15 protein-coding genes are annotated in these 17,383 nt (G+C 67.8%); 1 reads left to right on the top strand and 14 read right to left on the bottom strand.

Features of this window, described 5'->3' with window-relative positions:
* Positions 1 to 9 precede the first annotated feature (9 nt).
* The 8 genes from ACNQQL_RS33345 to ACNQQL_RS33310 all read right to left on the bottom strand — a co-directional run bounded on the left by ACNQQL_RS33345 (position 10) and on the right by ACNQQL_RS33310 (position 10,423).
* On the bottom strand, positions 10 to 1,080 hold the full coding sequence (locus ACNQQL_RS33345) for a glycosyltransferase family 1 protein (RefSeq protein WP_347068621.1): 1,071 nt from the start codon (positions 1,078 to 1,080) through the stop codon (positions 10 to 12).
* A gap of 3 nt (positions 1,081 to 1,083) precedes the next feature.
* Positions 1,084 to 1,920, bottom strand: coding sequence for a glycosyltransferase family 2 protein (locus ACNQQL_RS33340; protein WP_347068620.1), 837 nt, complete (start codon positions 1,918 to 1,920; stop codon positions 1,084 to 1,086).
* Positions 1,917 to 3,143: a hypothetical protein gene (locus ACNQQL_RS33335; RefSeq protein ID WP_347068618.1), complete on the bottom strand. Its 1,227-nt coding sequence runs from the start codon at positions 3,141 to 3,143 to the stop codon at positions 1,917 to 1,919. The genes ACNQQL_RS33340 and ACNQQL_RS33335 overlap by 4 nt, the downstream gene beginning before the upstream one ends.
* The gene (locus tag ACNQQL_RS33330) at positions 3,140 to 4,672 is read right to left on the bottom strand and encodes an oligosaccharide flippase family protein (protein ID WP_347068616.1); all 1,533 of its coding nucleotides are present in this window, start codon (positions 4,670 to 4,672) and stop codon (positions 3,140 to 3,142) included. The genes ACNQQL_RS33335 and ACNQQL_RS33330 overlap by 4 nt, the downstream gene beginning before the upstream one ends.
* Positions 4,656 to 6,887 (bottom strand): polysaccharide biosynthesis tyrosine autokinase, encoded by a 2,232-nt coding sequence (locus ACNQQL_RS33325; RefSeq protein ID WP_347068615.1) that lies wholly within the window; start codon positions 6,885 to 6,887, stop codon positions 4,656 to 4,658. Before ACNQQL_RS33325 ends, ACNQQL_RS33330 begins: the two co-directional genes overlap by 17 nt.
* A 32-nt stretch (positions 6,888 to 6,919) precedes the next feature.
* Positions 6,920 to 8,080 carry a polysaccharide biosynthesis/export family protein gene (locus tag ACNQQL_RS33320; RefSeq protein WP_416392811.1) on the bottom strand — a complete coding sequence of 387 codons (1,161 nt, stop codon included), beginning with the start codon at positions 8,078 to 8,080 and terminating at the stop codon, positions 6,920 to 6,922.
* Positions 8,081 to 8,591: 511 nt separating this feature from the next.
* Positions 8,592 to 9,044: a protein tyrosine phosphatase gene (locus ACNQQL_RS33315; protein WP_072443982.1), complete on the bottom strand. Its 453-nt coding sequence runs from the start codon at positions 9,042 to 9,044 to the stop codon at positions 8,592 to 8,594.
* An 8-nt stretch (positions 9,045 to 9,052) separates the two neighbouring features.
* The gene (locus ACNQQL_RS33310) at positions 9,053 to 10,423 is read right to left on the bottom strand and encodes an undecaprenyl-phosphate glucose phosphotransferase (protein WP_347068611.1); all 1,371 of its coding nucleotides are present in this window, start codon (positions 10,421 to 10,423) and stop codon (positions 9,053 to 9,055) included.
* 120 nt (positions 10,424 to 10,543) lie between these two features.
* Here ACNQQL_RS33310 and ACNQQL_RS33305 point away from each other — a divergent pair, with 120 nt between their 5' ends.
* Positions 10,544 to 10,822 carry a hypothetical protein gene (locus ACNQQL_RS33305; protein ID WP_347068609.1) on the top strand — a complete coding sequence of 93 codons (279 nt, stop codon included), beginning with the start codon at positions 10,544 to 10,546 and terminating at the stop codon, positions 10,820 to 10,822.
* 680 nt (positions 10,823 to 11,502) lie between these two features.
* On the opposite strand, the gene ACNQQL_RS33300 is transcribed toward ACNQQL_RS33305, so the two are convergent.
* From ACNQQL_RS33300 to ACNQQL_RS33275, 6 genes are all read right to left on the bottom strand, one after another.
* Positions 11,503 to 12,897: an MmgE/PrpD family protein gene (locus ACNQQL_RS33300; RefSeq protein WP_347068608.1), complete on the bottom strand. Its 1,395-nt coding sequence runs from the start codon at positions 12,895 to 12,897 to the stop codon at positions 11,503 to 11,505.
* A complete protein-coding gene (locus ACNQQL_RS33295) occupies positions 12,894 to 13,802 on the bottom strand; it encodes a polysaccharide deacetylase (protein WP_347068606.1) in 909 nt (302 codons plus the stop codon). Before ACNQQL_RS33295 ends, ACNQQL_RS33300 begins: the two co-directional genes overlap by 4 nt.
* Complete coding sequence (locus tag ACNQQL_RS33290; protein ID WP_347068604.1) at positions 13,799 to 14,671, bottom strand: polysaccharide deacetylase; 873 nt, start codon at positions 14,669 to 14,671, stop codon at positions 13,799 to 13,801. Before ACNQQL_RS33290 ends, ACNQQL_RS33295 begins: the two co-directional genes overlap by 4 nt.
* Before the next feature lie 7 nt (positions 14,672 to 14,678).
* Entirely contained in the window at positions 14,679 to 15,512 is an 834-nt protein-coding gene (locus ACNQQL_RS33285) for an ABC transporter substrate-binding protein (RefSeq protein ID WP_072443994.1), read from the bottom strand.
* 79 nt (positions 15,513 to 15,591) lie between these two features.
* Positions 15,592 to 16,395, bottom strand: coding sequence for an amino acid ABC transporter ATP-binding protein (locus ACNQQL_RS33280; RefSeq protein WP_347068602.1), 804 nt, complete (start codon positions 16,393 to 16,395; stop codon positions 15,592 to 15,594).
* Positions 16,392 to 17,285 carry an amino acid ABC transporter permease gene (locus tag ACNQQL_RS33275; RefSeq protein WP_347068600.1) on the bottom strand — a complete coding sequence of 298 codons (894 nt, stop codon included), beginning with the start codon at positions 17,283 to 17,285 and terminating at the stop codon, positions 16,392 to 16,394. Before ACNQQL_RS33275 ends, ACNQQL_RS33280 begins: the two co-directional genes overlap by 4 nt.
* Positions 17,286 to 17,383: the final 98 nt, after the last annotated feature.

The raw sequence follows: 17,383 nt of genomic DNA, 5'->3' as shown, positions 1-17,383 counted from the left end.
ACGTGCGCGTCATGCCGACGCGCCGACCTGCTCGACGAGCCGCCAGAACGTGCGCGCCGACGTATCCCAGTCGAACCGGCGGATCTGCTCCCGGCCTCGCGCGACGAGCGCGTCCCGCCACACGGCCTCGGTGCCGAGCCGGCGCATGGCGACCGCGATGTCGACGACCGACAACGGGTCGACGAGCATCGCGGCGGTGCCCGCCACTTCCGGCATCGCCGACACGCTCGAGGTCAGCACGGGTACGTCGGATGCCATCGCCTCGAGGATCGGCAGGCCGAAACCTTCGTACTGCGACACGAAAGCGACGAACAGCGCGCCTCGATACAGTTTCGGCATCGCATCGTTCGGCAATACCCCCGCGAATACGAGGCCGTCCGCGCATCGGTGCCGCGAGGCGTGCGCAAGCAGCGCCGGGTCGGGGTCACCGGTCAGCATCAGACGCACGCCGAGCGGCAACAGCCCGCTCGCGCCGAATGCCGCGATCAACCGGTGCAGGTTCTTGTAGTTGCGCCGGTTGCCCGGATAAAGCACGTACGGAAACGGATAACCAAGCGTGTCGCGGTTGCGCCGGTATGCAGCGTCGGTCCCGTTGTGGATCACGTGAACGCGATCCGGCGGCATGCCAGACCAGCGGAGGAATTCGTCGCGCGTGAACTCGGACACGCAGACGATCGCGGTGCAACGCCGGTACAGCGGCCGGAGCACCGTGTCGTAGTAGAAGCGGTGCGCGCGCGTGTAGAAGTGGCGATGCGTGAGGTCGTGCACCACGACGACCGACGGGAAACCGGGCAACGCGGCCGGTACGAACCCGGGATTCCAGAACACGGCATTGCGGGCCGGCAGCCGCCTCAGCGCGCGGCTCAACGCGAGCGGCGACAGCGGGTGCGCGACACCGCCGCCGACCGCCAGCGGATCGATGCGGACGGTCGACGGCGCGCGCTCGGCATAGGCCGTCATCACGTTGTGGATGCCGGTTCCAACCGGCCAGCGCGTGTCGGTATAGACGGTTAGACGCGCGCGCTCGGCACGCTCGGCACGGTCGGTGCATTCGGTCGAAGCGGAGAAGATCGTGCTCATCGTTCAATCCATCCAGCCAAGCAGTCGATGCGACGCGGCGATCCAGTAGTACTTCGCACGCCGGGGATTGCGGCGCACGCATGACAGCAGGCAGCCGGCGACAGGCCGCGCGATCATGTAAAGGACGTAGGCGAGCGGATAGCGATTGATGCGCAGCACATGCCCGAACCCGCGGTTGTAGCGCCGGCCGCGCGCATAGGCCTGCTCGTCGAGCACGGCGAGCGGCTCGGGATGATGGACACGCAGATGCGGCTCGTAGTCGATCCGGCACCCCGCCTGCAGCGCGCGCACGAGAAAGTCGACTTCCTCCCCCGCGCCCCAGCGCGTGGTCGCGCCCACGCCGAGGTCCACGTCGAACTGCCCCGCCGCATGCACGGCAGACCGGCGCAGGAAGATCGTGTACGACGTCGCGCATACCCACACGTTGAAGCGGTTGACGGTCTGCCCCGAAGTCGCCCACCGTCCTTGCGACGGCCGGCCCGCGGCGTCGACGCTCATGCCCGTCACGCCGTCGAGCATCCGGTCGGCAGACAAGCGCGCCGCGACCGCATGGAGCGTCCCGGGCCGATACCAGCAATCGTCGTCGGGGAACCCGACCACGTCGCCCGTCACGGCCTTCAGGCCGACGTTCGTCGCCCGCGACTTGCCCTTGCCGGATCGCAGATGGACGATCGTCAGCCGGTCGCGATACCGGTCGACGATCCGCTCGACCCGGTCGTCCGGGTTCTGGTCGACGACGATCACTTCGAGGTCGGCATAGGCTTGCAGCACCAGCGAATCGAACATGCGCACGATCTCGTCGCTGCGGCCGAGCGTCGCCATGATGAGGGAGAATTTCATCGGGTAGGTCCGGACGGGAAAATGGATCGGGGCCGCAACACGCGCGGCGCAGCGCGCGCTTTCCGGCGCGCCGCCCGCGGAGCGAACGCGAACGACGCGAGATAGCCGACGAACAGGTATGACGTTTCGCTCTGGTGCATCGGGTTGATCAGCGACCATGCCGCGATCGGCGCGAGCAACACCATCGCGCGCCGGCCCTGGCCGAGACCCGCAAAGAACACCGCCCACGCGAGCAACCCGATCGGGCCGGCCACCAGCATCAGATCCAGCGGCGCGCAAAACACGGCGCTCGTGCCCTCGCCGAGCCCGCGGACGGCGACGGCCGAGTGCGAGAAGTAATGCTCGACGAAGCCGAAGCCGTGACCGATCCAGTCGCGGCCGACCAGCTTGATCGATTCCGTGAAGGCAAGCCCGCGCTCCTGTTGCAGCCGGACCTGAAGCTGGTCGCCGGTCAGTTCGCGCGTGAACATGTACAGATAGAACGCCGCCCCGGCGGCCATCGTCAGCACTTTCGCGAAGAAATAGCCGCGCACCTGCAGCAGGATCACGATCGCGCATGCGATCAGCACCGTCTTCGATTCGCTCAGCAGCGTCACGACGAGTGCGAGCGCAACGAACTTCACGACGTCGGGAATGCGGCGCGGCGACTGCAGGAAACACGCGTAGGCGGTCAGGAAGAAAAACGCCGCGAACCAGTTGCGCTCCTTGAACGAACCGTGAATCGCGTTCTGCATGAAGTCGACTTTTTCGTACAGCACCGGGACGTCGAAATACTGCAGCGCGTACTGAAACGCCAGAAACCCCGCGATCGCGACATAGCCGAACGGCAACGGCCGCGTGCGTGCCCGCGCACCGTAATAGCGGCCGATCAAATAGAACGCCGGCATCACGAACCCGAATTTCACGATCTGCTCGGCCGCCTTGAAGCGCGGATAGCCGGACAGAAAGGTCGTCGACAGCGCCACGCCGACGAACAACGCAAAGGCCCAGATTTCCCATGCGCCGACGGGGATCCGGCGCCGCACCAGCAGCACCGGCAGCACGAGCACCGCGAACATCTGGCCGAGTTGCGCGCCGCCGATCTTCAGGAACTGGATCGAACTCAGCAGCAGCAATACGAGCAAGACCGCGTCCGCGAGATCGAAGCGCACATGCGGCCCGATCGTCGATACGCCGGACGACGACGCGCGTTGCCGCGGCACCTGCGGCGCGAGGCGGCTCATGTCCGGTTCCTCGCATCGCGCAATGCGCTCAGCATCGCCACGGTTTGCCGGGCGGCCTGACGACGCAATATCCAGGTCGCGCCGGCATAAGCGGCGCCGAAGCAAACGACCTGAAGCGGCAACCTGACGAGAGCCGATACGCCGCCGAGATACGCGCCAAGCCGCGATACGACCAGCGCGCAGCCGAGCGCAATCAGATACGGCGGCACCAGCCGCCCCAGCAAGCGGCGGGGATCGATCGACAGCTCCACGACGACGGCGCCGAAGCTGAGCGGCGTGATACACAGCACGGCGCCGACATACAGCCACGCCAGCCCCGCGACGTCGTGCGACGGCAGGCAGACCATCGCGCCCAGCACCAGGACGAGCTTGACGAACGTCAGCCACATCGCGACGTTCGGCCGGCCGCGCGCAGCCAGGAATGCGCCGTTGATGAACTGGACGGTCTGAATCGCGCCGAGCCCCATCAGCGGCGTCATGATCGCGGCGCTGTCGGCCCAGCGCGCACCGAACAGCACGATCGTGATGTCGCGGCTCGACACGGCCATCAGGACGAACAGCGGCGCCGCGGCCATCGCGGCCAGCCCCGTGACGTCGAGATAGGTGGCGGCCATTTTCCCGGCGTCGTGCGCGACACGCGACAGCACCGCGAGCGCGACGTCGGTCGCGGCGCGGCACAGCAGTTCCAGCGCCGTCTGATAGAGCTTCGCCCCGATCGCGTAGATGCCCAGCCCGGCCGCGCCGTACAGCGCGACGACGATCAGGTCCACCGTTCGCGTCGCGCACCAGTCGATCAGCCTCGACGCGACGACGTGCCCGCCGAAGCGCGCGATCAGCCAGAACGTCGACGCGTTGCGGCGGCCGCGCGGCCGCCAGACCGGTCTGCGCCAGAGCCAGAGCGCGGACACCGTCATGAAGGTCGCCGCCTGCGCGATCAGGCTCCACGCGCCGGCGCCCGCGATCGCCAGCGCGACCGCCACGGCGCCCGCGACGCTCACCGACACGAGTTGACGCATGGCCAGCGTCCTGAAATCCAGCCGCCGCTTGTACAGCCCCTCCTGGAACGAACTCGCCGAGCCGATCGGCACGAACGCGCACGCCACCCGCAGGTACGGCGCCAGGCCGGGTACGCCCAGCCACGTTTCGACGCGCCCGGCCAGCACGAACATCACGGCCGCGAGGACGACCGCCATACCGATCGAACACAAGAACGGCCATTCGAGGTCGTCGTCGTGGAGCGATGCGCGCTGAACCAGCGCGTCGCTGAAGCCGCCCTCGGCGATCATCAGGACCAGCGACAGCGACAGCGTGACCGCGGCCGCGAGCCCGACGTCCGCCGGGCCGAGCCAGCGCGCGACCAGCAGATACGTGACGAGCGTGACGAGCTTGCCGCCCCACGCCTGCACCAGCGCCCACGCGAGGCTTCGCACCGTGCGCGCGCCGAGTCGCCCGCCGGCGGGCGACTCGGCGCGGTCGCTCGCGGCGAGCAGCGCGATGTCGCGAATCGCGGGCTCAGTGCTCGGTTTCATACGCGTATTTCCCTTCGCCATACGCGCCGTAGACGGCCTGGCGCCGCGGCACGTCGTTCAGCACGACGCCGCTGATCGCGATGCCGGCATTGCGCAGGCGACGCTCCGCCTCGCGAATCTCCGGCATCGAGCTGCGGCCATGCCGGACGCACAGCAGCGTCGTCGCGCCGTGGCGGCCGATGGTCGCCGCATCGTGCAGCGCGAGGATCGGGGCCGTATCGACGATGACGATGTCGTAGAGACGCGATGCCGTGTCGAGCAGCATCTTGAAGCGGCCGTCGTTGAACAGCTCCGACGTGCGGGCGACGGCACCGCGCGCGAGCACGTCGACGCCGGCAACCGCCGATTTCTGGACGCCGCGCTCGAGCGTGCCGCTCGCGATCGCGTCGGGCAGGCCGGGCGCCGCCGGCAACCCGAAGTGGCGATGCGACTGACCGCGGCGAATATCGGCATCGATCAGCAGCACGCGCTTGCCGCCCGACGCGAACAGCGAAGCCAGGTTCGCGCAGAGGAACGATTTGCCCGCACTGGGCTGCGGGCTCGTGACCATGATCACGTTGTGCCCCGACTCGGACATCGTGAACTGCAGCGTCGTGCGCAGGCTGCGGATCGCGTCGACGGTCACGTCCTCCGGAATTTCCGATGCGAGAACATGCGCGCCCTGTCCCGCGTGCTGCTGGTTTCGCACGAGACGCCGCTGCTCCCGACTATGCGGCACCACCGCATAGACCGGTACGCCCAGTACCTGCTCGAGGTGCTCGGAATGTTCGACGCGGCCCCATACCGCCCGCTGTGCGAACGGGGCGGCGACGCCGAGGGCAATCCCGACACACAACGACAGCGCGACCAGCAGCAGGCGCCTGGGCTTGACCGGTTTCACCGGCAGGACCGGCAAGTCGACGGCGCGGACATTGCCGATCTCGCTTCTCCTGGCGATCTCGAGCTGTTGTCCGGTGTTCAGCAGGTTCGTATACAGCTCGGTGTTGACGCGCACGTCACGCAGCACGCCGAGGCCCTCCCGCTCCGTATCGGGCAACCTGGCTTCGAGCGCCTTCAGTTCCTTCGCCTTGCCCGCCAGTTCCGCCAGGTTGGCGTCGAGCGCCTGCACGGCCGGATGGCCGTCGGCGAACCGCGCGATCAGGTCGACACGCTTTTGCTTGAGTTCAAGCGTGCGCGTCTCGATGTCCACTTCCTGGCCGAGCAGCAGCTTGCCCTGTTCGTCGAGATCGACCGTCCCCGTGCGCGCGCGAAACGCCGCGTATTTGTCCTCGGCATCCTTCAGCGCTTTCATGACGGTCGGCATGCTGCTCTTCAGCGATGCCAGCGTCGCGGCGGCCTCCTCGCTCCGGTACTCCTTGTTCTGCTGGACGTAGCCGTCGACCACGGCCCGCAGGATGTCCCGGATGCGGGTCCGGTCGTCGCCCTCGAGCGTGACGGTCAGGATGCCGGATTGCTTGGCCTTTTCCTCGACGGTCAGATCGTCCTGGAGCTGGGAGACCGCTTCGAGCTGCGGGATGCGCCTGAGCCGAAACGCCGTGCCCGGCCTGGCGTCGAGAGCGGCGACCAGCAGCGTCAGCGGCTGCGCCTTGTACTGCCCGTGCGCCGGCACGCCGACCTCGCCTTTCAGCACGACGTCGCCGTCCTCGTCCCTGACCACGTAGCGTCCGCCGCCTTCGGCGGTCACGTCGAACCAGAGCCCGTCCAGCGCGTCGATGCCGTCGTGGCTCTTCTTCCCGGCCGTCTCGAACGCGACGACGTCGAATCGCTCGCCGCCCCATGCAAACCGGGACAATCCCCAAAGCGGCCGCGCCACGCCGTCGTCCCGATAGCGACGGGCGACCCAGCGGCCGATCAACGGGAAATAGCGCGGTTCGGCGATGAGGTTCAGATGCTGCTTCGTGACGACCGAGTCGATCACCATGCGCGCGCGCACGAGTTCGAGTTCGGCAGCGGTCGTGCTCCCGTTGTCGAGCAACGCCGCAATGTCGTGCAACGGCGAATTGCCTGCCGTGGTCGATTCGTTGACCTGGATCGTCGCGTCGACACGATAGACCGGCGTCGCGAATACGACATACAGCAGCCCCAGCAGGAACACGCCGGCCGCGATGCCCAGCACCATGCGCCACCGGGCCAGCACGATATCGACGTAGGACGAAAGGGGCGCATCGTCGTACAACGCCGCGTCGTACAGCCGTGCTTCGGAAAGGTCTGTCATCGCAAATCCAGTGTCGATCGGGGTCCGGCGGTTCATTTCGCGACCAGCGCGCCGGTCATGCCGGCATTGATGGCGGGCAACAGCAGCGACAGCACGCGGCTGAGTCGGACGAGGCCGTTGCCGTCGACATAAACGACATCCTTCGGCGCCAGCCTGAAGTCGTTCGCGAGCACCATGGCAACCGGCGACTTCGCGTCGAGATGAAACACGTCGGGGGTACTCGAGCCGCGGCCACGAATCACGTAGACCTGTGCCGTGTCGGCGGTGCCGCTGTTGAAGCTGCCGGCTTGCTGCAACGCGTCGCCGAGCGTCAACGAGCCGTCGCGCAGCGGCAGCGCGAGCGTCGGCTTCGCGACCTCGCCCATCACGAACGCACCGTTGTCCTCGCGCGACTGCACGCGCAGCACGTCCCGGTTGCGCAACAGGATGCGGGCCGGATCGATGCGTCGTGCGACGAGCAGGGACAGGTTAAGCACGTAATGCTCGTCGCCGCGCAGCAGCTCGATGCGGCTTCGATCGGCCGTCGGCTGAAGCCCGCCCGCGCGATCGATCGCCTCGATCAGCGTCATCGGCACGTCGTTGATCGGCTGGACGCCCGGATTGCGCACCTCGCCTTCGACATAGACCTGCTGGCTGCGGTACGACGTGACGCGCACGGTGACCTGCGGGTCGCGGAAGGTTTTCGTCAACGCGACGCGGAACGCATCGCGCACCTCGGTCGTCGTCCTGCCCGAGACCGCGAGCGTCCCGACATAGGGAAACTGCACGCTGCCGGTTTCATCGACGATGAAGCCGCCGACGGGGTCGCTCTGCCGTTGTGTCGACGACGACTGATTCGTCGGCGCCGCCGCGGAAAGTTCGGGGTGATCCCACACCGTGATCTGCAACACGTCGCCGGCGCCGATCCGATAGCCGCCCTTCGTGCGCTCGCGCAACAGCGCGTCGACGTGCCCGGTCGCGTCGCTGTCGTCGCGCATCGATTGCAGCAGGTTGACGTCGATTTCCCGGATCGGCACATCGAGCGACTGCGCCGGTTCGCCGTTGCGCGCGCTGGCCACCGGCAATTCCTGCGAGCCGGTCATCCGCATGCCGGGCGCAACGGCACATGCCGTCAGGAACACGGACAGCACGAGCGGGGCCAGCGCGCGGCCCCGTCTGCTTCCTGTCGATATACCGTCGAATGATTTGCCCATTGCCGCCTCGTATGTCGCGCTATCGTCAATTCCGTCCGTGGCGCCGTGCTCACGAATGTGTTCATTTCTTCGCGTGAGGGTTTGGCTTGCTTCGCCCTCATGCCGCGCCGCCCGGTCGATCACCACGACGAACGGGACCAGGGCGGCTCCATGCCCGGCCAGTCGTCTGCCGCGTTGTCGGTCCCGCCGCGCGGCCGATTCGGGACGCGTGCCGCGCCGCGCGTGCGATGCGCCGTCGGCATGCCCAGCGCGTCGATCGACAACGCCCGCATCTGCCGCTCGATCGGCAGCGGCGCGTAGTTGCCGACCGCCGGCACCGCGACGCCCGACGCGACCGACGGCTTTGCGATCGATCCGCGCCACGGATTCGAGGTCTGGGACGCGGTATCCGCGAGCCCCACGATCCACCGCGGCGCATTCGCCGAAGGGCGCGCCGCCGGTGCATTGCCGTGCGCAGCCGATGCACACGACAGGCCGATGAGCATCGCGAGTCGACCGACATGGCGTCGCATCAGCAGTGCCCCCGTGCGGCAGCTGCGGGAATCCGCGCGATCCAGTGCGCCACCGCGCGCTCGATGTGACGCGCCACGGCATCGAACACGTCCGCCGACTTGCCGACCGGATCCGCGATATCGCATTTCGCGGCATGGTCGAGCTGGAAGACGCGACCGCGCGCGAACGGGTAACGACGCTCGATCTCGCGACACTGCACGAGCGTCATCGCGAGAATCAGTTGCGACGCACGCACGTGGCCGAGATGCACCGGTTGCGCGATATGCGACGTGATGTCGAAGCCGCGTTCGCGCATCACGTCGATCGCAGCCTGTGCGGCCGGCCGGCCCGCCAGCGCGATCAGTCCTGCGCAACGCACCTGCACGGACGGCAGCGCGCGTGCCAGCATCGCGCTCGCCATCGGGCTGCGGCATGCGTTGCCGTCGCAGACGACCAGAATGCGTTCGATCATGGCCGGGCTCAGTAGGCGTTCGGATGGACGAAGCCCTTCAGTACCGTGGCGGCGACAATTTTCATGTCGAGCCCGAAGGACCAGTTGCGCAGGTAATAGAGGTCGTGCTGGACACGGCCGACCATCTTGTCGAGGTGATCCGTCTCGCCGCGATAGCCGTTGACCTGCGCCCATCCGGTGATGCCCGGCTTGATCCGGTAACGATGGATGTATCCCTCGACGAGCGGCCGGTACAGATCGTCGTGCTCGATGGCGTGCGGTCTTGGCCCGACGACCGACATGTCACCACGCAGCACGTTGAAGAACTGCGGCAGCTCGTCGAGGCTGGTGCGACGCAGGAACGCGCCGACCCGCGTGATGCGCGCATCGCCCCGGGTCGCCTGGCGCACGATGCCGGCCGGTTCGGCGTGCACGCGCATCGTGCGGAACTTGTAGATCCTGAACACCCGGCCGTCGGCGCCTTTCCGGTACTGCGTAAACAACACCGGGCCCGGGGACGACAGCTTGACCGCCAGCGCGATCAGGCCGAGCAGCGGCGCCAGCGCGACGAGAGCTGCTGCCGCGAATACTCGGTCGAACAGCGCCTTCTGCATCAACGCGTGATGCGACATCGGCGATGCAACGAGGTTGATTGCCGGCATGCCGACGAGATCCATCATCGTTCCGCCAAGCAGCGCGATGCTGCACATGTCCGGCATGAAGCGGATATTGATCAGATCGTCGCCGAACGTCTTCAGCACGCGCCGGATCGTCCGTTCCTCGGAGATCGGCAACGCGAGCCAGATTTCCGTCGCGGCTTCGGCACGCACTGCCGCGGCGAATTCGGTGAAATCCGCGATCGCCGGGATGATGCCGTTGGACGATCCCGCGGGATCGTGGAGCACGACGGGGCGAAATCCGCTTGCCGGCGACAGCGCAAGCGTTTCGATCACACGCACGGCATGCGCGCCGTGACCGACGATCGCCACCTTGCGAAGATTCAGGCCCGCATGCCTGACGCGCGCGAGCATCGTATAGGCAGCCAGGCGAACGACGACGAATCCGCATCCCGCGATTGCCGTCCAGTAGACGAACCACAGCCTCGACACCTGATCGACGCGATGCATCGCGAACAGCAGCACGAGGTTGCAAGCCTGCACGGCGACCCATGCGGCGCTGATGCGGCTGATCATCGCGATCCACGACCGCCCGCGCCAGGACTGATACACCTGACATGCAGGAAAGACGGCGAGCGCCAGCATCGCGACAAACGGGACGACCATCGCGTCCGGCCGGCCGAGCGTTTCGTCATCGAACCGCACGTGCGACGCTGCAGCCGCCCCCAGCACCACCACGAGCGCATCGAGCAGGCGCGCGATAATCGACTGAAATCCGAACATGGATATTCTCCAGGCGGCGCACGATGGCGCCGTATTTGCGGTCAAACGCGTCCGTTCCGATCACCACGCCGACGGACATTTCCCGAGCGACGCCGGACATGCTCCGCCCTCGGTATCCCGATGCATCGACAACATTCATCCCGGGCGTCATTGGCCGTCGATGAATTAATCAATAAATTCGTATTCCTATATGAAATTGAACGCGCCTTTATCGAATGGACGGTTCAATTCACGCCGGGAATCCAGACCGCGGACGAACTACCGGTTACTCAGGCTCACGCCCCCGCGCCGATGCATGGCCGCCGCAAGGACGTCTCAACACGATTCGGCATGGCAACGGAAATGCCGCGCCCGAGCCATCGCGAATGGATTGGCGAATGGACGCGATTTATCGATTGAGTGTCCGGAATCGACCGCTTCGCCCCCGCGTCGCGTCCGGATATAGGAGTGTTGATCTGATTCATGATTGGTCTAGCGTTATGGTATTAACTACTTCTGCACATGCCATTTGACGCACGATCCGTGCCACCGGGACGCGTTCTCTTGCTGCAGCGCGGAAAATCCTCGATAAACCAATGACCTATGTCCCAAATTTGAAAGGTATGAATAAATCAAAACAATCCTGTGTAACGTTTGCGCAACTGCGGCGTTCGCATACGTTACGTAACGACACGCCGTAACGCGGCCAACATGAACGGCATTCGACCGATTTCGTTGCCGACATGCGGGAGGGGGATGCGGATGCTCGCGAATAAGGGCGGAATCGAGGCGAGTCATTTCTCGAAGCAAGATCGGACTTCGAGCGATCACATTCGAGTTCTGGCGCGGCATGAGCGTTTTTCCCGATTTCCCCCGGGAAATGACCGATGCGGCAAGAGAGACGTATGGCGCACTTCTTTCATCGCCTCCGGGCGATTTTTTTAATGCGTGCACCCTTTATATCGACAGGGGCATAATTTCCGGTTCACCTGCGGCCAACGCTGCGGACAGCCCGTCCCGTGCTTGCGGCTTCGGATGCCGCACGTTCATTCCCGCTCCCCGGACAGGTACGCTCGTACCGATTCGACACACGTCGACATTCAGACGATCGCGCACGCCGCTTCGGCATCGCCTGCGAGCCAGTCGTTCATCACGCGCGCATCCGCCTGCCGGTCCAGCGACAGGCACACGTCGCTCAGTGCATCGACCTGCGCCCGGTCGAGCGCCATGCCCGCCAGCGCACGATATTTCGCCAGCAGCGCTGCGTCCGACAGCGGATTGCGCGGGTCGCCGAGCGCGATCGGCACGTGGCGCGATTCCCGCCGTCCGTCGGGGCGATGCAGGATCACCGTCGGCTCGTCGAGATCGCCGAGCGCCGGATCGGCGTCGACCGCGATGCGCGCGAGCAGCGCGGTCACGCGCGAATCGGTGCGCCGGTCCGCGCGATACACGCCGATCCCCGTGTCGCCGAACGCCAGCGCCGCCGCCACCGCGTACGGCAGGCTCATCTGCGCGGACGACAGCGTCGACAGGTCGCGACCGCCGCACATGCGGGCCACGAACGCGCTCGTGCGCACGATCACCCGCTCGATCTCGCCGGCCTCGACGATGCGGCCGTCCGCGAGCTGCAGCGCCGCGTCGACGGCCGCATGCGCGCTGCGGCACGATGCATGCGGCTTGATCGAGCAGCGCATCAGCTTCCAGTGCGCGCCGAGGCCGTCGGTCAATGCGTCGGGCATATGCGATTGTGCGGCGAACGTGTTGAAGAAACCGCCCCACACGTCGTCGAATACGTGCGCGGGGCCGCTCACGCCTTCGCGCGCGAGCAGCGCCGCGAGCACGCCGCCCTCCGCCGCACGCCCGGCGTGCAGCCGCTTCGTCTGCGCTCCGTCGTGGATGAAACCCCACAGGCCGCCCGCGAAACTCGCCGCATGGCCGAGCGCGTCGCGCGTGCGCGCGGCGTCGAGCCCGAGCACGCGCGCGCTCGCGGCCGCCGCACCGAACACGCCGCAACTGAGCGTCGAGTGCCAGCCCGCCCCGTTGTGAACCGGGTAGCCGCCCGCTGCCTCGAGCACGCGCCGGCCGACGTCGTAGCCGAGCACGATCGCCGCCACGCATTCGCGGCCCGTCACCGTGCGCCCCGCGCACGACAGCGCGGCGAGCACGGCCGGCAGCACGACCGCGCCCGAATGATCGCAGCCGCCGGAATCGTCGAGTTCGAGCGCGTGCGCGGCAATCCCGTTGACGAACGCCGCATCGCGCGCGCCCGCGGTCCGCCGCGTGCCCCACAGCGGCGCGCCGCCCTGCGCGACGGCGCCGGTCAGCGCACGGGCACTGCGCGTCTCGACGGCCGACGCGCCCGCCAGCGCGGCACCGAACGTATCGAGCACATGACGCTTGGCCTTCGCGACGACGTCGTCCGGCAACGCGTCGGCGGACGTCTGCGCGACGAACGCCGCGAGCCGCGTGGCGCGCGTATCGGTTGTCATCGTCATCGCGCCGACTCCTCCGCCACGCAGTGCGCGAACACGTCGACCGGATGTCCGGGCGCATTGACGGGCGCCTGGGCACACCACCAGCGCGCGATGTCGCGCCCCGTCGCGAACCAGACGTCGCCCGCGTCACGCAGATGCGCGAACAAGGCGCGCAGCAGGTCGATCCGCGCTGCCGTGCCGATGATCTCGGGATGCAGGCGCAGCACGCAGCACAGCCCGAAGCGCCGAAACCCGTCGACGTCGCGCCGCCAGTTGTCGAGCACGTCGCGGTACGCCGCGATGCGCGGCTGACCGACCGGCACGGGCGGCGACAGGTTGAACTCGAAGTACGGCTCGTCTTCGAGTTCGTAGTGCAGCGGCAACTCGACGAGCCGCGCGCCGTCCGCGCCGCCGTCGCCGCGCGGATGCACATACGGCAGATCGTCGCCGCGCCACGACGACGACCACGTGAAACCTTCCGCGACGAGGAAATCCGGGAAACCGTCGGCCCAGTTGCCGGTGAACGAGCGAAAGCCTTCCACGTCGCGGCCGATCGTGTCGGCGAGCGCCGCCCGTCCGGCGCGGCACGCATCGACCTGCGCGGCGAGCGGCAGCGCGTCGAAATCCTCGCAGCGATAGCCGCTCACGCCGAGCTCGTGGCCGGCTGCGGCGATCGCGCGCACCGCATCCGCATGCGTTTCGGCGACGATGCCCGGGACGAACCAGCTCGCCGGTACGCGGAACGCATCGAACGCATCGAGCAGCCGATCGACGCCGCGCGTCGCGCCGTAACGCCAGACCGACAGCGATTTCTCGCGGCCGACGATGCGCGGCTCGCGTGTCTGGATACCGTGAATGTCGTTGAAGTCGACCGTGATCGCGACCGCGCATCGCGCGCCGCCCGGCCATGAAGGGAGTGTCGTCACAGGCCGCTCCGTTGCGTGGGTTGCGCGTCTCGCGCGTGCTGCGCAAGCCACCAGTCGGCCACTTCGCGGCAGCGCGCGAACCATACGCCATCCTGTGCGCGCATGTGGCCGAGCCACGCCTCGAGCAGCGCGATGCGGCCGGGCTTGCCGCAGACCTTCGGATGCAGCAGCGTCGTCAGGCACAGCCCTTCGCGGTATACGCCGTCGAATTCGCGCGTCCAGTTGTCGAGCGTCGCGCCGTAGCCGGCGATCCGGTCGAGCCCGGCCGGATAGTCGGGGTTGCGGTGATACGCAAGCGACGCGTAGTCGTCGGTCTCCCAGCGACCGGGTATCTCGACGAGCGGCGCCTCGCCGTCGTCACCGTGCAGCAGGTACGGCCGGTCGTCGCCGCGCATCGAGCTCGAATAGCGCACGCCGGCTTCGCGCAGCACGGCCACCGTCTCCGCGCTCCAGTCGCCGGACGGCGTGCGGAACCCGACCGGCCGCACGCCGAGCGTACGCGCGAAGACGTCGGCCGACTGCGCCATGATCTCGCGCTGCCGCCCGGGCTCGAGCGTCCAGAACGCTTCGTGGCGGTAGCCGTGGTAGCCGATCTCGTGGCCACGCTCGACGATCGCCGCGCATTGCGCGGGCCAGGTCCGCGCAACCCACGCCGGCACGAAGAACGTCGCGGGCAGGTCGAACGCCGCGAGCATGTCGAGCAAGCGGCCGAGCGCGCGCCACGGCCCGTAGCTGCCGAGCGTGAAATACGCGGGGTTGCGCCAGATCGACCCGTTCAGCATCGCGTCGCCGGTCGGGCCGTCGAGATCGAACGCGAGCGCGACGCACGCGCGCTTCGCGTCCGGCCAGCGGGGAGCGAGGGCCGTCATCGCGCGCTCAGTGGGTGCCGTTGATCATCGCCTTCGTCACCGCATGTTCCTGCAGCCCCCACTTCGCCAGGATCTTCTGGTAGGAACCGTCAGCGATCAGCTGGTTGAGCGCCGTCGTCAGCGCGCCGCTCAGCGCGGTGTTGCTCTTCGCGACGCCGATGCCCGTGTATTGAGACAGGAACGGCTTGCCGACCGGCGCGTATGCGTTCTGCTCGAGGCCGTTCTGGTACGGCAGCGTCTCGCCGCCCTGCACGGCCGCGTCGATGCGGTTCTGGCGCAACTGCATGCGCGCGTCCGACGAGCCGTCGGTACCGACCACGACGATCGCCGGCTTGCCGGCCTTCACGCAGTTCTCCGCGCTCCACGCGGTCGTGTTGTCCGGGAACGACGTGCGCCGGCTCGACCCGACGCGCTTGCCGCACAGCGCGCCCATCTGCGCGAACTCGCCGGCGCGCGCCTTCAGCGTATAGAACTGCGGGCCCGTCTCGATGTAGTCGACGAACGTCACCGCATCGCGGCGCGTCGGCAGGTCGGTCATGCCGGACAGGATCATGTCGACGCGCTGCGTCGCGACCGCGCTCATCATCTGGTCGAAGCTCGTTTCGACCCAGTTCAGCTTCGCCCCCATCTTCGCGGCGAGCGCTTCGCCGAGATCGACGTCGAAGCCCGCGAGCTTGTCGGTCGCCGGGTCCTTGTATTCGAACGGCGGATAGTTCGGCACGATCGCGACGTTCAGCGTGCGCTTCGCGCTCGCGGCCTGGGCGACTGCGAAGGAGGCATGCAGCGCGAGCGCGCCGAATGCGACGGCGGCCAGCGTGCGGGTCAGGACGGATGCTTTCATGGGGGCGCCTTGTCGTGGTGGGCTTGTATCGTTGACGGTGGAATCGTTCGGGCGCTTCGGTCCGGGGCGCCCGGCCCGTTCATGCAATCACGGCCGAGATGAAATCGCGCGTACGCGCGTGCGTCGGCGCGGACAGCACCTGGTCGGGCGGCCCGCTCTCGACGATCCGGCCGCCGTCCATGAACACGACGCGGTCGGCCACCTCGCGCGCGAAGCCGAGCTCGTGCGTGACGACGATCATCGTCATCCCGCTCTTCGCGAGATCGCGCATCACGGCCAGCACTTCGCCGACGAGCTCGGGATCGAGCGCCGACGTCGGTTCGTCGAACAGGATCAGCTGCGGATGCATCGCGAGCGCCCGCGCGATCGCGACGCGCTGCTGCTGGCCGCCCGACAGCTCGACCGGAAACGCGTCGCATTTGTGCGCGAGCCCGACGCGCGCGAGCAGCGCGCGCGCTTCCTCCTCCGCTTGCGCGCGGCGGCGCTTGAGCACCTGCACGGGGCCCTCGGTCACGTTCTCGAGCGCGGTCTTGTGCGGGAACAGGTTGAAGCGCTGGAACACCATGCTCGTCGCCAGCCGCTGGCGCGCAACCTGGCGCTCCGACAACTCGTGGAGCCGGTCGCCGGCGCGCCGGTAGCCGGCCAGTTCGCCGTTGACCCACAGCGCGCCCGCGCTGATCGTCTCGAGCTGGTTGATGCAGCGCAGGAACGTGCTCTTGCCCGAGCCCGACGGCCCGATGATGCACAGCACTTCGCCCTGCGCGACGTCGAGCGTGATGCCGTGCAGCGCCTGGAAATCGCCGTACGACTTGCGCACGTCTACCGCGCGAACAACCGCGTTCGTCATGACGTTCTCCCGATGGTTGAGGGTCGTGCCGTTCATGTGCGGGCCGCCGCGCGGCCCGCGCCGCGCGCGAAGCGCCGTTCGACGCGCGCCTGCGCGAGCGACAGCACGGTGACGACCGCGAGATACCAGATGCCCGCGACGATCAGCAGCTCGATCACGCGGGCGTTCGCGTAGTAGATGTTCTGCGCGTTGTGCAGCATCTCCGCGTACTGCACGACGCTCGCGAGCGACGTCAGCTTGACCATGCCGATCAGCTCGTTGCCGATCGGCGGCACGATCACGCGCATCGCCTGCGGCAGGATGATCCGGCGCAGCGCCTGCAGGCGCGGCATGCCGATCGATTTCGCGGCCTCGTACTGGCCGGTGTCGACCGACAGCAGCCCCGCGCGCACGACTTCCGACGTATACGCGCCCTGGTTGATGCCGAGCCCGAGCACCGCCGCGAGGAACGGCGTCATCACGTCGACGGTCCGGAATTCGGCGATGCCCGGGATGCCGAGCGTCGGGAACACCAGCGCGAGGTTGAACCACAGCAGCAGTTGCAGGATCACCGGCGTGCCGCGGAACAGCCAGATGTAGCCCTGCGCGATCGCGCCGAGCACCGGGTTCGACGACAGCCGCATTACCGCGGTGACCACGCCGAGCACGACGCCGAGCGTCATCGCGAGAACGGTCATCACGATCGTGTTGCCGAGCCCCGTCAGGATCGAGCGTGCGGTCAGGAACTGGCCGACGACGCGCCATTCGATCTGTCCGCGCGCGAACGCGGCGGCCACGTAGGCGAGCGCGGCGATGATCGCGATCGACGCGACATAACGGCCCCAGTAGCGCCGGCGCACGCGCACGAGGCCGGCGGTATCGTCTGCCGCGGCGCCGGCCGGCCCGGATGCGCCGTCGAGACGGCTCGAATCGGAGGCGCTCAGCATGACGGCCCCCGGTAGTCGGCCGCCCAGGCGGCCTGGCGTTCGATCGCGCCGCTCAGGCGGCCGATCTGCTCGCGCACGCGCGCGGGCGACGTGCCGCC

It is taken from the genome of Burkholderia sp. LFS061 (assembly GCF_047978125.1).
Classification (GTDB): Bacteria; Pseudomonadota; Gammaproteobacteria; order Burkholderiales; family Burkholderiaceae; genus Burkholderia; species Burkholderia pyrrocinia_C.
This window is presented reverse-complemented; position numbering and strand designations above follow the sequence as displayed.

Excerpts from the sequence above, each read along its gene's own strand:
- ACNQQL_RS33315 (WP_072443982.1), bottom strand. The coding sequence starts at position 9,044 with ATGATCGAACGCATTCTGGTCGTCTGCGACGGCAACGCATGCCGCAGC.
- ACNQQL_RS33330 (WP_347068616.1), bottom strand. The coding sequence starts at position 4,672 with ATGAAACCGAGCACTGAGCCCGCGATTCGCGACATCGCGCTGCTCGCC.
- ACNQQL_RS33275 (WP_347068600.1), bottom strand. The coding sequence starts at position 17,285 with ATGCTGAGCGCCTCCGATTCGAGCCGTCTCGACGGCGCATCCGGGCCG.
- ACNQQL_RS33290 (WP_347068604.1), bottom strand. The coding sequence starts at position 14,671 with ATGACGGCCCTCGCTCCCCGCTGGCCGGACGCGAAGCGCGCGTGCGTC.
- ACNQQL_RS33285 (WP_072443994.1), bottom strand. The coding sequence starts at position 15,512 with ATGAAAGCATCCGTCCTGACCCGCACGCTGGCCGCCGTCGCATTCGGC.
- ACNQQL_RS33345 (WP_347068621.1), bottom strand. The coding sequence starts at position 1,080 with ATGAGCACGATCTTCTCCGCTTCGACCGAATGCACCGACCGTGCCGAG.
- ACNQQL_RS33300 (WP_347068608.1), bottom strand. The coding sequence starts at position 12,897 with ATGACGATGACAACCGATACGCGCGCCACGCGGCTCGCGGCGTTCGTC.
- ACNQQL_RS33280 (WP_347068602.1), bottom strand. The coding sequence starts at position 16,395 with ATGAACGGCACGACCCTCAACCATCGGGAGAACGTCATGACGAACGCG.
- ACNQQL_RS33310 (WP_347068611.1), bottom strand. The coding sequence starts at position 10,423 with ATGTTCGGATTTCAGTCGATTATCGCGCGCCTGCTCGATGCGCTCGTG.
- ACNQQL_RS33340 (WP_347068620.1), bottom strand. The coding sequence starts at position 1,920 with ATGAAATTCTCCCTCATCATGGCGACGCTCGGCCGCAGCGACGAGATC.
- ACNQQL_RS33325 (WP_347068615.1), bottom strand. The coding sequence starts at position 6,887 with ATGACAGACCTTTCCGAAGCACGGCTGTACGACGCGGCGTTGTACGAC.
- ACNQQL_RS33305 (WP_347068609.1), top strand. The coding sequence starts at position 10,544 with ATGCATCGACAACATTCATCCCGGGCGTCATTGGCCGTCGATGAATTA.
- ACNQQL_RS33320 (WP_416392811.1), bottom strand. The coding sequence starts at position 8,080 with ATGGGCAAATCATTCGACGGTATATCGACAGGAAGCAGACGGGGCCGC.
- ACNQQL_RS33335 (WP_347068618.1), bottom strand. The coding sequence starts at position 3,143 with ATGAGCCGCCTCGCGCCGCAGGTGCCGCGGCAACGCGCGTCGTCGTCC.